We start from the raw sequence: 13,032 nt of genomic DNA, 5'->3' as shown, positions 1-13,032 counted from the left end.
CCCAGCGCATCATGTCCCCATGACCCCCACCGAACTCCTCGCCTTCGAAGCCCAACACCCCCAGCAGACGCCCGAGAAGACCTCCCGCATCCGCCACCAGCTCGGCATCACCGAAGTCCGGTACTACGTCCTCCTCGCCAGGGCCGCACGATCCGTCGAAGGGATCACTGCCGACCCCGTGACGGCACGGATGGTCAGGGAACGGGCGGAGCGAGCTGCAGACGATCGAGAGCGTCGAGCAGCCTGACCCGAATGTGTGCACCTCTGTGTGTACTGCGCCGCCTTCGTCGAGGTATGATGGCTAGAAATCAAGGGTTTGCGGGCGCAATTCGATCTACACCATTTCACTCGTAATGAAAAGGTCGTCAGTTCGATTCTGACAAGCGGCTCCGAAGGCCCCGTGATGCGAAGAACATCACGGGGCCTTTCCCGTCCCCCACGGCGTAACCTCGAAGTATGAGCAGAGCGCTTCTCATCGTCGATGTGCAGAACGACTTCACCGAGGGCGGTGCGCTCGAGGTCGTGGGCGGTGATGCGGTGGCCTCCGCCGTCACGGGCTACCTCGCCGCGCACGCCACGGACTACGAGGTGATCATCGCCTCCCGCGACTGGCATGACGCCGAGGGGGACAACGGCGGTCACTTCGCCGAGACGCCGGACTTCATCGACTCCTGGCCGGTGCACTGCGTCGCCGGGACCCCGGGGGCCGACTACGATCCGCTCCTGCTGACCGATTCCGTGACCCACCACGTCCGCAAGGGTCAGGGCAAGCCCGCCTATTCGATGTTCGAGGGGGAGACCGAAGCACAGGAGACCGTCGGTGAGGTACTGGCGGCGGCCGGGGTGCTCAGCGCGGATGTCGTCGGGATCGCGACGGATCACTGTGTCCGTGCGTCAGCGCTCGACGCGATCGCCCACGGTGTCCATGTCCGCATCCTGACCGACCTCGTCGCGGGGGTCGCTCCGGAGGCGAGTGAGACCGCGTTGGCCGAGCTCGTGCATGCCGGCGCGGAACTGGTCGTGAGCGCGGACGCGTGAGTCGTAGCGTCCTCCTGCTGCGGGCCGTGAACGTCAGCGGGCGCAACAGGGTTCCGATGGGGCGGCTGCGCGACGTGCTGGCAGCCGAGACGGACCTCGCCGATATCTCCACCTACATCGCCAGCGGGAACATCCTCTGCGCGACGCCACCGGATCCCGAGACCGCACGCGCTGCTGTCCGTTCCGTGATCCACCGCGAGTTCGGGGTGGACACGCCCGTGATCCATCGGACCCATGAGCAGCTGGTCTCGTCGGAGTCCGCGCAGCCCTTTCCCGAAGGGGATGTGACTTTCGTGCACGCGATGTTCCTGGAGGGGCGTCCTGCGAGTGGTGCGCTCGCAGCGTTGGAGGAACGCCTGCTCCCTGCAGAGCGCCTCGCTCTCGTCGACGACGACCTGTGGATCGACTACGGCGAAGGCGGCGTGCATTCCACGAAGCTGACGAAGGCGGTGCTCGACCGTGCGCTCGGCGTGGCGGGCACGGCCCGCAACCTCCGCACGATCCGTGCGCTCATCGAGCTGACCGCGTGATCGTCGACGTCTGAGCCTCAGCGCCCAGCACCACCGAGTTCCGCGCTCACCCCGACGGGTGGTGTGTGAGGGTGCGCCTGCAGGTCGACACGTCGGGATCCGCAGTCCGCACAGCGCACGTAGAGCACGACGCCCTCGCTCGTCGGGTGTCGGGATTCCACCCGCCAGCCGTGTTCATGGGTCGCGGTCTCCGGTCGGAGGCGGGGGATGGGGAGAGTGTTCGGCGAGGTCATGCATCCAGCGTGATGTAATGGTCTTATGCATCTCAACCCTTACGGCGAGTATGCGGTTCTGCTGGCCGCGTCGTTGGCGAACGACTGGCCCGAGGATCGCGCCGGCATCGAGGAGCGCACCCTCGCCCTCGGGATGACGCAGACATTCCCGCCGGCGCCCGAGGACCATGCGGAAGTCCGAGCGGTCATCGACGACTGGCTCGCGATCGTCGATGAGCCCGATGCCGACGCGAGGGCGCTGCTGCTGAACGCACAGCTCGCCGCCGCCGCCGCGTACCCACGGCTGACCAACCACGACGGCGAGGGCTGGCACCTGCACTACCGCGATGACGTGCCGTCGCTGCCCTACGTGCTCCGGGCGATCATCAGCCTCGGCACGTCGCTGCATCTCGTCACCCGGGGAATGAGCAGGCTCGGGCGCTGCCAGGCCGCGCCGTGCACGAATGTCGTGGCGGACGTGACGCGCAACGGTCGCCAGCGGTTCTGCTCCGTGCGCTGCGCCAACCGTGCGGCCGTCCGTCGGCATCGGGCTCGCCTCTGAGGCCGAGGTCTCGGCCTCAGAGGCGCGGAATCAGGCCGTCTGGCCCGCGTGCTTCCCCTCGCCGATCTCCTCGACGAGCTTCGCGTTGAAGGCCGGGAGATCATCGGGTGTGCGGCTGGAGACGAGTCCTTCGTCCACGATGACCTCTTCGTCGACCCAGGTCGCTCCTGCATTGCGGAGGTCGGTGGTCAGGCTCGGGTAGCTCGTGAGCGTCCGGCCGTCCACGACGTCCGCCTCGATGAGGATCCAGGCGCCGTGGCAGATCACGCCGACGGGCTTGTGCTGCTCGAAGAAGGCGCGGGCGAGCGCGATCGACGGCTTGTCGAGGCGCAGGTGGTCGGCGTTGACGACACCGCCGGGAAGGACGAGGGCGTCGAAGCTGTCGGCCGCCGCCTCGGAGGCGAGCAGGTCGACGGCTTGCTCGTGACCGTTCTTCCCTGTGATCGCCGCTCCCGCCGGGGCGATCAGTGTCGCGCTCGCGCCCGCGGCGGTGACCGCCTCCCACGGGCTGGTGAGCTCGCTGTCCTCGAATCCGTCGGTCGCCAGGAACGCCACTCGGTTGCCGGTGAGGGTCATCGTTCATCCTTTCGTGGGGAGTCGCCCGCGGATGCGGACGAGTCGACCCTCTCCCGGAACGAGCGAGGAGTGAAGGGGGTGGCCGGGGAGCGGGGCAGGATGCTAGAGGCGGAGTCGGGTGGTCGCGGAGCGCTCCCGTCGGATCGGAGTGGGGAGGCAGTAGCATCCAGCCATGCGCTTCCGTTCTGCCCTCGTCCTCGTGCCGGTGCTCGTGCTGCTCGCCGGCTGCGCTCCTGAGCCGGCGCCGAGCCCCTCGCCGACCGCGTCGACCGCCTCGCCTTCGCCGACGTCATCTCCGACCGACACGGCGACACCCGAGCCGACCGAGTCTGCGACGGCATTCGCAACCGCCCAACTGGTGGAACTGTGCACGCAGAAGACCCGGAGTCTCGCGCCGGATGCGACCTATTTCGCCGACATGGCGACCACGGAATGGCTCGGCGGGCAGTCGCTCTGGTTCGTCGTGATCCCGAAGACCCTGGACGGGCAGGACAGCGTCGCGGTGTGCGCGATCGGCGGCACCCCGGACGCTCCGGAGTTCGACCTCGAAGGCGAGACGCTGCCGAGCGGCGTGGCCGAGATCCGTGACGAGCTGCTGGCCGGAGTGCACGACGGCGAATCCTGAACGGGTTCGGTGCGCTCGTGCTGCGGTGGGCCCCGTGGGGCTCGAACCCACGACCCGCGGATTAAAAGTCCGATGCTCTGCCGACTGAGCTAGAGGCCCCTGCGTCAAGTCTAGTGCGCAAGAAGAAGGGCCGTCAGCGACATGACTCCGCTGACGGCCCTTCTCTCCTTCTCAGGATCCTCCCCCTACTCCCGAGAAGGGCGTGCGTCGGGTGTCCTCCCACCCGACAGCGCCCGGCTTAGGATGCCGGGGGCATCAGGACCGTGTCGATGAGGTACACGGTCGCGTTCGCGGTCTGGACTCCACCGCAGATGACCTTCGCGTCGTTGACCATCAGGTCGTCTCCGCTGCCCGTGACCTCGAGCTCGGCGCCCTGCACGGTCTTGTGCATGCCGTCGATGTCGGCCGGCTCGATCTGGCCGGGGACCACGTGGTAGGTCAGGATCGAGCTCAGCGTGGCGCTGTCGGTCTTGAGGGCCTCGATCGTGGCCGGGTCGATCTTCGCGAAGGCGTCATCCACCGGTGCGAACACGGTGAACTCGCCGCCGTTCAGGGTGTCGACCAGGTCGACGTCGGGGTTGAGCTGTCCGCTCACCGCCGAGACCAGCGTGGTCAGCAGCGGGTTGTTCGAGGCCGCGACCGCGACCGGGTCCTGGGCCATGCCCTCGACGGAGCCTGCGCCGTCCGGCACTGCGTCGGCGTATGCCGCGCAGCCGGGACCGACCAGGTTCGCCGCCGGGTCCATCTCCATCGGCGTCGACTCCGACGTCTCCGGTGCCTTCGGCTCGGACGACTCGTCCGTGGTGCTGCCGCTGCCCATGGAACAGGCCGAGAGCAGGAATGCGCTCGCCAGGCCGAGGGTGATTGCCGCGGTGACCTTCTTCTTGGTGCTGAACATGTCGAGCTCCTTCAGAACTGAGCCACGGCCTCTCCGTGGCGTCGAGTGCTGTTCGGAGCCCCTGCGGCATCGGATGGGAAGAATCTCAGAAATCTTTGAAATCGCTCCGGCAGCGGCCTCGTCTGCGCGAGACCGGAGCGGAGATACGGCATGCTTATAGGGATGGTCATCGATGGGTTCGACGTTCCCGAGGACGGAGCGACGCAGGATGCTGTCGCCGACCTCATCGTCCGCGTCGCGTCAGGTGATCAAGCTGCCTTCGCGACTCTCTACGATCTGCTCTCCTCTCGCGTGTTCGGCCTCATCCTCCGTGTGCTGGTCAACCGCTCGCAGAGCGAAGAAGTGCTCCAAGAGGTCTTTCTGGAGATCTGGCAATCCGCTTCGCGCTTCGCTCCGAACAGAGGTCAGGGACGAGCATGGATCATGACGATCGCTCATCGCCGGGCCGTTGATCGGGTGCGTGCATCGCAGTCGAGCGCCGACCGAGACGTACGAGCAGGATTCAAGGACATCGGCGTCGCGCACGACAGTGTCGCGGAGCAGGTCGAATTGGGGATAGAGGGAGGGAAGGTCGTCCAAGCGCTCTCGGGGCTTCCGGAAGCGCAGCGCGAAGCACTCGTCCTCGCGTATTACGGCGGTTACAGTCAAAACGAGATCGCGGCCCTCGTGGGCGCGCCACTGGGGACGATCAAGACACGGATGCGAGACGGGCTGACCCGTCTGCGCACGGCGATGGGGGTGACGGCATGAACGAGAAGGACTTCGCAGAGCTCGCGGCAGGTGCCGCGCTGCACTCGCTGTCTGCAGACGACGAGCATCGGTACCTCGCTGCCCTCGCGGAGCACCCGGAATGGGAGGACACCGTGGATGAGGATGCTGCCACCGCTGCGTCACTCGCGGACCCCGTCGAACCGGTCACTGCTCCCGCGCACATCCGATCCGCGCTGCTCGCACAGATCGCGGACCTGCCCCAGGACGGCGGAACGCGGTCCGATCCGGATGCCGCCTCGGCGGTCACGGACGCCCCCGTCGCCACCCAGGGCGACGCCATCGACACTCGTGCCGAGCAGAAGCCGAAGCAGCGCCGCTGGACGCGGAGCGTGTTCGCCCTGGCGGCGTGCCTGGCCGTGCTGGTCGGCGTCGGAATCGGTGCGGTCGCCCTCAACCAGCAACTGAATCCTCCCGCCAGCGTGGTCGCGCTGCAGGAGATCGAGGCCGCGGGAGACGCCGAGCAGGCGACCGTCGCCCTCGATGACGGGGGATCGGCGACCGCGCACTGGTCCGCCTCGGTCGGCAAGGCCGTGCTGGTCGCCGACGGCATCCCCACCCCTGCAGAGGGGGAGACGTACGAGCTCTGGTTCGTCCGCGGTGATGCCCCGGTCTCGGCGGGTGTGTTCGATGTGGACGGCGGCGACGCCACGGCGCTCCTGGCGGGCGAGATGCAGGCGGGCGACGCGATCGCCGTGACCGTCGAGCAGGCCGGTGGATCTCCGACAGGCCAGCCGACCACGGACCCGGTCATCGTCATCCCCACGGCCTGACCGTCGTCGATCGCGCGTACCCTGGAGGGATGCCCGAGCAGCACCACCGCCCCGTGCGTCGCCCCACCACCGCCTTCGACAACATTGTCGGTTCGCACGATCCCGCCGAGGAGACCCGCGTTGCGCACGCCACGGCTTCCGCGCTGCTGACCCGTGTACGCGCGGATGAGAGCGGTGCGAGCGCCGAGCGACTCGTGGCCTTCACGGCCGAGCACGGCATCGACGAGATCGCCGAGCTCTGGTCGAAGGCGCCGTCGCGCACGCTTCCCGGAGCACTGTGGCGTCTCTACGTGCTGCAATTGGCGATCCACGCCGACGCTCGCACGGCCGCACTGCTCTACGACCGGGGCCGTGTCGAACTGTCGTCGGCGGACACCGTGATCGCGGGTGCTCCGGTGCCGGCGGGGCCGGAGGAACTCGTCGCCCTCATCGACACCATCCTGCGCGGGGCCTTCCGTGGCGACTTCGCCGTGGCACTCGATCGCGCCGCCGCTTTCTGTCGTGTACAGGCGTCCGGTGCGACCCATACCGCCGACGACTACGAGCCGACGGAGCCTGCGCGCGCCAGCGAGCTCACGACGCGGGCACTCCGCTTGAGCAGCTACGCGCAGGATCTGGCAGCTTCGGCCGTGCTGTGGCGCACAGGAGCCCTCAGCTGAGCGGATCCTCACCGGGGGAGCGCTGGTGCTTCCGCAGCGTTCGGCGCCTGGACAAGAAAAGACCGGGCCGCAAGAACGCCTCTCGGCGGAAGGCCGCTCGTAGCGGCAAAAAATGGAGCCCGGGGTTATGCGGCCCGGCCATTCAATTGTAACGCGATGCAGCCGTGGGTATTCCCGCCCTCTAGGCTCGGATCATGACCGGGCGCTTCGCATTCATGATCGATCCCGTGGACATCGAGGAGCAGCGCTCCGACTATGCCGACACGTTCACCCAGGTGGATGCGGCGGCGCCGGCGCTCAGCGTCGGTGAACTCAGTACCCAGCGGGGTGACGGCGTCTTCGAGTCGATCGGCGTCGTCGACGGGCACGCGCAGGAAGTGGTCCCGCATCTGGAGAGGCTCGCGCACTCCGCGCGCCTGTGCGATCTCCCCGCACCGAACCTCGCGCAGTGGCATCAGGCCATCGACGAGGCGGCGGCGCAGCTCGGATCCGGTGAGTCCGTCATCAAGCTCATCCTCAGTCGTGGCGTCGAGCACGGGCCCACTCCCACGGCCTGGGTCACGGCTGCACCGGCGGCCGACTTCTCCGCCGTGCGGGAGAACGGGGTGCGCGTCGTGACTCTGGACCGTGGCTACGACCTCGGTGCGGCCGAGCGGGCACCGTGGTTGCTGCTGGGCGCCAAGACCCTGTCGTATGCCGTGAACATGGCGGCCCTGCGTGAGTCTCACCGCCGCGGCGCGGACGATGCGATCTTCCTTTCGAGCGACGGCTTCGTGCTCGAGGCACCGACGGCTTCGCTGATCCTGCGGTTCGGGGACCGCTTCGTGACCCCGGCGCCGAACGGGGGCATCCTGCACGGGACGACCCAGCTCAGCGTGTACGAGCACCTTGCGGCGCAGGGCTTCGAGACCGCCTACGACCGTATCCCGGCAGCGGATCTCCCGCGAGCGGATGCGGCGTGGCTGGTGTCGAGCGTCCGCCTCGCCGCAGCCATCACCGCGATCGACGGTGTCTCTCTCCCGGCGGACCCGAGCCTGACAGCCGATCTGAACCGCTACCTGCTCTCTCCCCGCGACTGAAGCCTCTCCTCGGTCCGGTTCGCTGGGCCAAAACGGAGAGCATCCGTCCGCACTGCGGTGTGCCCCACCAGACACGCCGTGACGTGCGCGAGACGTCTCTGTTTTGGCACGCCACGCCCCGTGTCGGCGGAGCCACGCAGTCGTCAGAGGAGCGCCGGGGCGAGGTGTGCTCCGCGTGCGAGAGCACCCCGGATCGCGGCCTCCACGAGCGGCCAGTCGTCGATGATGAGCTCATAGGTGAACCGGAGAGTCGTGTACCCGGCGGCAGCTGCCTCGGCATCGCGCCGGAGGTCTTTGCTCCGTTCTCTCTCGCGTGCATGGTTCTCCCGGCCGTCGGCTTCGAGGATGAGACGCTCACCGATCACGAAGTCGACCTCTCCCACGCGGCGGATATGCACCTGGGTGCGCACGTGGACGCCGATCCGGTGCAGCCGAAGCCGGATCAGCGACTCGAGCCCGCTGTCGGCGTCCGCGCGAGCGAAGGCCACGAGCCAGCGCATCGACGTCGGGAGGTGCCGGCGGAGCCACGCGAGAGCTCCCGGGGAGAGCAGTGACCGGCGCAGCGCGGACTCGAGCGCGACGAAGAAGGCGTCCTCGCCGCAACAGCTCGCGACCTGGAGGAGGGCGTTCGACACCGGCGCGGCCTCGCCGACGCGGACGCGGCCCTCATCCCAGTGCATCACGCAGTCCTCGCACGCCGACCGGGGGGTTCCCGCGTTCCCCATCCAGACGTGGTGGACGGACGGGAGCGCGAGGACCCAGAGACCGTGGGCCGCAGCGGCTTGCGCGCATCCGATCGTGCCGCCGTGAGAGGCCGCGTGCACCCAGGCCTCCGGAGTGTCCGGCAGCGCGTAGACGCCCTGACGAGGGCGGGTCAGCTCACCGGTCCGCACGCCGCGCGCGAGCTCAGCTCGGGTCACACCCCGCCGGCGGAGCTCGGACGTCCGCGCCATCCGCCCGAGTACGTGCAGGACGGACGCAGCACGCACGAAGGACATCGCTCGATAGTGCCCCGGGTGTGTAGGGGTGGGACGCCGCTGCCACGGGACCTGTGAACGAAGTCGCTGTGTTCCCTCCCGGTGCAGTCGTCGCCCACGACCCTCGGATATGCGAAAACCCAGACCATCGGGACTCAGAGCGGCGTGTCGCTGGGGGACACGCCGTCACGAGCGCGAATGGTCTGGGTTTTCGAAGTCCCCGCGCGAGGGGTCAGCCGAAGCGGCCGGAGACGTAGTCCTCCGTGGCCTGCACAGAGGGGGTGGTGAAGATCGACATGGTGTCGTCGTACTCGATGAGCTTGCCGGGCTTGCCGGTGCCGGCGATGTTGAAGAACGCCGTCTTGTCCGACACGCGCGAGGCCTGCTGCATGTTGTGCGTGACGATGACGATCGTGAACTCGTTCTTGAGTTCGCTGATGAGCTCTTCGATCGCGTAGGTCGAAATGGGGTCCAGGGCCGAACACGGCTCGTCCATCAGCAGGACCTGCGGCGACACGGCGATCGCGCGGGCGATGCACAGTCGCTGCTGCTGGCCGCCGGAGAGCCCGGAACCCGGCTTGTCGAGCCGGTCCTTGACCTCGTTCCACAGGTTCGCACCCGTGAGGGACTTCTCGACGAGGGCATCCTGGTCGCTCTTCGACATGCGGCTGTTGTTGAGCTTGACCCCGGCGAGCACGTTCTCCTTGATCGACATGGTGGGGAACGGATTCGGCCGCTGGAACACCATGCCCACCTGGCGGCGCACGAGCACCGGGTCGACTCCGGGGCCGTAGAGGTCTTTGCCGTCGAGCAGGACCTCGCCCTCGACGCGTGCGCGGGGGATGACCTCATGCATGCGGTTGAGGGTGCGAAGGAACGTCGACTTGCCACAGCCCGAGGGGCCGATGAAGGCTGTGACGCTGCGCGGTTGGATGTCGAGGGAGACGCCTTCGACGGCGAGGAAGTCGCCGTAGTAGACGTTGAGGTCGTTGACTTCGATGCTCTTGGACACGTGTTTCCTATTCCGGGTGGGCCGCCGCTCAGCGGCCGGCGAGCTTGGGTGCGAACAGCTTCGCGATGAGTCGGGCGAGCAGATTCAGCAGCATGACGATGAGGATGAGGGTGAGGGCCGCCGCCCAGGCGCGGGCGATCGCCGCGTCCGGGTTCGTGCCCTGGTTCATGTACTGGTTGTAGGCGAACACCGGCAGCGTCATCATCTGCCCGTTGAAGATGTTCGTGTTCAGGCTCTGGGTGAAGCCGGCAGTGAGCAGAAGCGGCGCCGTCTCTCCGATCACCCGCGAGATGGCCAGCATGATCGACGTCATGATGCCCGCGATCGACGTCGGCAGCACGACCTTCAGGATGGTGAGCCACTTCGGCACTCCGAGGGCGTAGGACGCCTCTCGCAGCTCGTTGGGGACGATGCGCAGCAACTCTTCGCTGCCTCGCACGACCACGGGGGTCATCAACACGGCAAGCGCGAGAGCTCCCATGAATCCCATCGAGATGCCCGGGCGCACCAGCAGCGAGAACACTGCGTAGATGAACAGACCCGCCACGATCGAGGGGATGCCGGTCATCACGTCGACGAAGAAGGTGATCGCCTTCGCGATCTTCCCGCGGCCGTACTCGACGAGGTAGATCGAGGTCATCAGGCCGATGGGCACGGAGATGACGGTGGCTGTCAGCGTGATGAGCACAGTGCCCCAGATGGCGTGGACGATTCCACCGCCTTCGCCGACGACGTTGCGCATCGAGTAAGAGAAGAACTCCAGGTCGAAGCGCTCGATGCCGTTGGCGACGACCGTCCAGAGCAACGAGATGAGGGGCAGGAGCGCGATGAGGAAGGCTGTCGCGACCAGTGCGGTCATGAGCCTGTCGATCGCCTTGCGGCGACTCTCCGCGATGGATGAGATCACGGTGATGATCACCATGTAGATCAGGATCCCGCAGATCACGGTACCGACGATGTTGAAGTCGGCGAGGCTGGAACCGGCCGCGGCCACGGCGAAGATCGCGGCCGAGATGGCGAAAGATGCCGCGAGCAGCGCCCACGGAGCCCACTTGGGGAGCTTGCCCGAGGTGAGCGACGCGGTGCTCGCGGGAGCGGCGGTCAGGACGGTCATGTCAGTTGGCTCCCGAGAACTCGGCGCGGCGGGCGACGATCCATCGCGCCAGCGCATTGACGGCGAAGGTCACGACGAAGAGGATGAGGCCGGTGGCGATCAGCGTGTTCACTCCGGTGTCGTGTGCCTCGGGGAAGGCCAGGGCGATGTTGGCCGGGATCGGCGTGGGGTTCGTCGCGGTGAGTACCAGGAAGGTGACCACTGCGGACGGGGAGAGCACCATGGTCACAGCCATGGTCTCGCCGAGTGCCCGGCCGAGGGCGAGCATCGCCGCCGAGACCATGCCGCCGCGAGCGAAGGGCAGGACGGCCATGCGCACCATCTCCCATCGGGTGGAACCGAGGGCGAGGGCTGCCTCCTCGTGGAGCTTCGGGGTCTGCAGGAAGACCTCGCGGCAGATGGCGGTCATGATCGGGATGCACATCACTGCCAGCACGAGAGCCGCGGTGAGGATCGTCTTCCCGGTCGACGACACCTGGCCCCCGAAGAAGGGGACCCAGGAGGCGTTCTCATTCAGCCAGGCGTAGATCGGCTGCAGGAGCGGGGCGAGCACGAGGCCGCCCCAGAGCCCGAAGACGACGGAGGGGACGGCGGCGAGCAGATCGATGATGTAGCCGAGGACCGCGGCGAGACGCCGGTGGGCGTAGTGGGAGATGAACAGCGCGATGCCGATCGCGATGGGAGCGGCGATGAGGAGCGCGATGAATGAGGCCCAGAGCGTTCCGAAGATGAGCGGCCACACGTACGACCAGAAGGACTCACCCTTGAGGATGTGGTTGTCGCTGGTGTCGAGCTCGAAGGCGGGGAGGCTCTGAATGAAGAGGAAGGCGGCGACGAGCGCGAGGACGACGAGGATGACGATCCCCGCCCCGAGCGCGGTGCCGGAGAAGACCCGGTCGCCAAGTCGCTGCTTCGCCTTGATAGGCGCAGGTGGCGCCTTGGTCGGCGTCGGTGTCGGCGCCTGGGCTGTCGTGCTCATGATCTCCCTGTTTCGGGCCGGGTCGATATGGATCGGATACTGACCGGGAGGTGCCCCCGCGCCCCGTCGGGACGCGGGGGCACCGTGTCAGCGTGTCGGCGTGATCAGCCGACCTGGATCAGGTCGATCGCGGCGAGGACCTGATCGCGCAGGCCGTCCGAGATCGGTGCGCTGCCGGCGTTCTCGGCCGCAGCGTCCTGGCCCTCAGCGCTCGCGATGTAGGTGAAGTACTCCTTCACGAGCTCCGCGACGTTGCTGTCCTCGTACTGCTCGCAGCCGATCAGGTAGCTGACCAGGGCGATCGGGTAGGCGCCGTCCGAAGCGGTGGCGGGGTCGACGTCGAAGACGAGGTCCCCTGCGCCGCGGCCTTCGACCAGCGGCGAGTTCTCGACGAGCTTGGCGGCAGCCTCGGCCGAGTAGGCGACGAAGTCGCCGCCCACGCCGACAGCGACCTGTCCGAGGCCCTCGGCCTGCGAAGCGTCGAGGAAGCCGATGGCGCCGTTGCCTGCCGTGATGGCCTGCTTCACACCGGAGGTGCCCTGCGCTGCCTCGCCACCCTGGATCGGCCACACGTCGGCCGGCTCGTAGGTCCAGACGTCACCCGCCGTGGCGTTGAGGTACTTGGTGAACGTCTCCTGCGTCCCCGAGGGGTCGGAGCGGTGCACGGGCGAGATGGCCAGGTCAGGCAGCTCGACGCCGTCGTTCAGCGCGGCGATCTCCGGGGCGTTCCAGTTGGAGATGGTGCCGGCGAAGATGCCCGCGATGGTCGCGGCGTCCAGGTTGAGGGAGTCGACGCCCTCGAGGTTGAACGCGACGGCGACCGGCGAGATGTAGAGCGGGACCTCGACGATGTCGTCGGTCGTGCAGGCGCCGAAGCCGCCGGCGGCCACCTCTTCGTCGTTGAACGCGCGGTCGGAGCCGATGAAGTTGCTGCCGCCTTCGAGGAAGTTCTCGCGACCCGTACCGGATCCGGTGGGCTCGTAGTTGACGGTCACGTCGGGGTTCGCGGTCTGGAACGCGGCGACCCAGGCTTCCTGAGCGGCCGCCTGCGAGGACGCGCCGGTGGCGTCGATCGTTCCGGAGAGTGTGGAATCGGTGGGAGCTTCGGTGGAACCGGAGCCGCCTTCGTTCGCGGCGCAACCGGCGAGGGCGAGAGCGGCGACGGCGCCGATGGCGCCGATTCGTGCGATTCGGGAGATCTTCACTGTGGATCCTTCGATCTTGGATGGG

Annotated in this window: 17 protein-coding genes and 1 tRNA gene; 9 read left to right on the top strand and 9 right to left on the bottom strand. The window is 67.7% G+C overall.

Going from position 1 to position 13,032, the window contains the following annotated elements; translation table 11 throughout:
- Positions 1-19: 19 nt before the first annotated feature.
- The 3 genes from FGL91_RS18985 to FGL91_RS18580 all read left to right on the top strand — a co-directional run bounded on the left by FGL91_RS18985 (position 20) and on the right by FGL91_RS18580 (position 1,568).
- Positions 20-247 (top strand): DUF3263 domain-containing protein, encoded by a 228-nt coding sequence (locus FGL91_RS18985; protein WP_194239274.1) that lies wholly within the window; start codon positions 20-22, stop codon positions 245-247.
- 209 nt (positions 248-456) lie between these two features.
- The gene (locus tag FGL91_RS18585; protein WP_153244590.1) at positions 457-1,038 is read left to right on the top strand and encodes an isochorismatase family protein; all 582 of its coding nucleotides are present in this window, start codon (positions 457-459) and stop codon (positions 1,036-1,038) included.
- A complete protein-coding gene (locus FGL91_RS18580) occupies positions 1,035-1,568 on the top strand; it encodes a DUF1697 domain-containing protein (RefSeq protein WP_153244589.1) in 534 nt (177 codons plus the stop codon). Before FGL91_RS18585 ends, FGL91_RS18580 begins: the two co-directional genes overlap by 4 nt.
- Positions 1,569-1,585: 17 nt before the next feature.
- Here the strand turns inward: FGL91_RS18580 and FGL91_RS18575 are convergent, their stop codons facing one another.
- Positions 1,586-1,801 (bottom strand): hypothetical protein, encoded by a 216-nt coding sequence (locus FGL91_RS18575; RefSeq protein WP_131491415.1) that lies wholly within the window; start codon positions 1,799-1,801, stop codon positions 1,586-1,588.
- A 25-nt stretch (positions 1,802-1,826) separates the two neighbouring features.
- Between FGL91_RS18575 and FGL91_RS18570 the strand changes: the two genes are divergently transcribed.
- Entirely contained in the window at positions 1,827-2,342 is a 516-nt protein-coding gene (locus FGL91_RS18570; protein ID WP_047521568.1) for a CGNR zinc finger domain-containing protein, read from the top strand.
- 30 nt (positions 2,343-2,372) lie between these two features.
- Here FGL91_RS18570 and FGL91_RS18565 read toward each other — a convergent pair whose 3' ends face one another.
- On the bottom strand, positions 2,373-2,918 hold the full coding sequence (locus FGL91_RS18565) for a type 1 glutamine amidotransferase domain-containing protein (RefSeq protein ID WP_153244588.1): 546 nt from the start codon (positions 2,916-2,918) through the stop codon (positions 2,373-2,375).
- Positions 2,919-3,090: 172 nt separating this feature from the next.
- Between FGL91_RS18565 and FGL91_RS18560 the strand changes: the two genes are divergently transcribed.
- Positions 3,091-3,543, top strand: a complete 453-nt coding sequence (locus FGL91_RS18560) for a hypothetical protein (RefSeq protein WP_153244587.1) — start codon at positions 3,091-3,093, stop codon at positions 3,541-3,543.
- A 26-nt stretch (positions 3,544-3,569) separates the two neighbouring features.
- Here the strand turns inward: FGL91_RS18560 and FGL91_RS18555 are convergent.
- Both FGL91_RS18555 and FGL91_RS18550 read right to left on the bottom strand, forming a co-directional pair.
- A tRNA-Lys gene (locus FGL91_RS18555) sits at positions 3,570-3,642 on the bottom strand.
- A 139-nt stretch (positions 3,643-3,781) separates the two neighbouring features.
- Positions 3,782-4,441 carry a fasciclin domain-containing protein gene (locus tag FGL91_RS18550; protein WP_047521562.1) on the bottom strand — a complete coding sequence of 220 codons (660 nt, stop codon included), beginning with the start codon at positions 4,439-4,441 and terminating at the stop codon, positions 3,782-3,784.
- Between the two features lie 150 nt (positions 4,442-4,591).
- On the opposite strand from FGL91_RS18550, the gene sigK reads away from it, so the two are divergent.
- The 4 genes from sigK to FGL91_RS18530 all read left to right on the top strand — a co-directional run bounded on the left by sigK (position 4,592) and on the right by FGL91_RS18530 (position 7,720).
- Complete coding sequence (gene sigK / locus FGL91_RS18545; protein WP_194239273.1) at positions 4,592-5,191, top strand: ECF RNA polymerase sigma factor SigK; 600 nt, start codon at positions 4,592-4,594, stop codon at positions 5,189-5,191.
- On the top strand, positions 5,188-5,982 hold the full coding sequence (locus tag FGL91_RS18540) for an anti-sigma factor domain-containing protein (protein ID WP_153244586.1): 795 nt from the start codon (positions 5,188-5,190) through the stop codon (positions 5,980-5,982). The genes sigK and FGL91_RS18540 overlap by 4 nt, the downstream gene beginning before the upstream one ends.
- Positions 5,983-6,011: 29 nt before the next feature.
- A complete protein-coding gene (locus FGL91_RS18535) occupies positions 6,012-6,641 on the top strand; it encodes a hypothetical protein (RefSeq protein ID WP_047521556.1) in 630 nt (209 codons plus the stop codon).
- Positions 6,642-6,835: 194 nt separating this feature from the next.
- The gene (locus tag FGL91_RS18530) at positions 6,836-7,720 is read left to right on the top strand and encodes an aminodeoxychorismate lyase (protein ID WP_153244585.1); all 885 of its coding nucleotides are present in this window, start codon (positions 6,836-6,838) and stop codon (positions 7,718-7,720) included.
- 143 nt (positions 7,721-7,863) lie between these two features.
- Here the strand turns inward: FGL91_RS18530 and FGL91_RS18525 are convergent, their stop codons facing one another.
- The 5 genes from FGL91_RS18525 to FGL91_RS18505 all read right to left on the bottom strand — a co-directional run bounded on the left by FGL91_RS18525 (position 7,864) and on the right by FGL91_RS18505 (position 13,007).
- Positions 7,864-8,718 carry a type IV toxin-antitoxin system AbiEi family antitoxin domain-containing protein gene (locus FGL91_RS18525; protein WP_227991740.1) on the bottom strand — a complete coding sequence of 285 codons (855 nt, stop codon included), beginning with the start codon at positions 8,716-8,718 and terminating at the stop codon, positions 7,864-7,866.
- 211 nt (positions 8,719-8,929) lie between these two features.
- Positions 8,930-9,709 carry a phosphate ABC transporter ATP-binding protein PstB gene (gene pstB, locus FGL91_RS18520; RefSeq protein ID WP_047521552.1) on the bottom strand — a complete coding sequence of 260 codons (780 nt, stop codon included), beginning with the start codon at positions 9,707-9,709 and terminating at the stop codon, positions 8,930-8,932.
- Between the two features lie 28 nt (positions 9,710-9,737).
- On the bottom strand, positions 9,738-10,823 hold the full coding sequence (pstA, locus tag FGL91_RS18515; RefSeq protein WP_047521550.1) for a phosphate ABC transporter permease PstA: 1,086 nt from the start codon (positions 10,821-10,823) through the stop codon (positions 9,738-9,740).
- Position 10,824: 1 nt separating this feature from the next.
- Positions 10,825-11,802: a phosphate ABC transporter permease subunit PstC gene (gene pstC / locus FGL91_RS18510; protein WP_047521548.1), complete on the bottom strand. Its 978-nt coding sequence runs from the start codon at positions 11,800-11,802 to the stop codon at positions 10,825-10,827.
- Positions 11,803-11,906: 104 nt separating this feature from the next.
- A complete protein-coding gene (locus tag FGL91_RS18505; RefSeq protein ID WP_047521546.1) occupies positions 11,907-13,007 on the bottom strand; it encodes a phosphate ABC transporter substrate-binding protein PstS in 1,101 nt (366 codons plus the stop codon).
- Positions 13,008-13,032 lie beyond the last annotated feature (25 nt).

The sequence above is a fragment of the Microbacterium sp. CBA3102 genome (assembly GCF_007954505.1).
GTDB classification, from domain to species: domain Bacteria; phylum Actinomycetota; class Actinomycetes; order Actinomycetales; family Microbacteriaceae; genus Microbacterium; species Microbacterium aurugineum.
The sequence above is the reverse complement of the archived record's forward strand: the minus strand, read 5'-3'. Positions and strand labels throughout refer to the sequence as shown.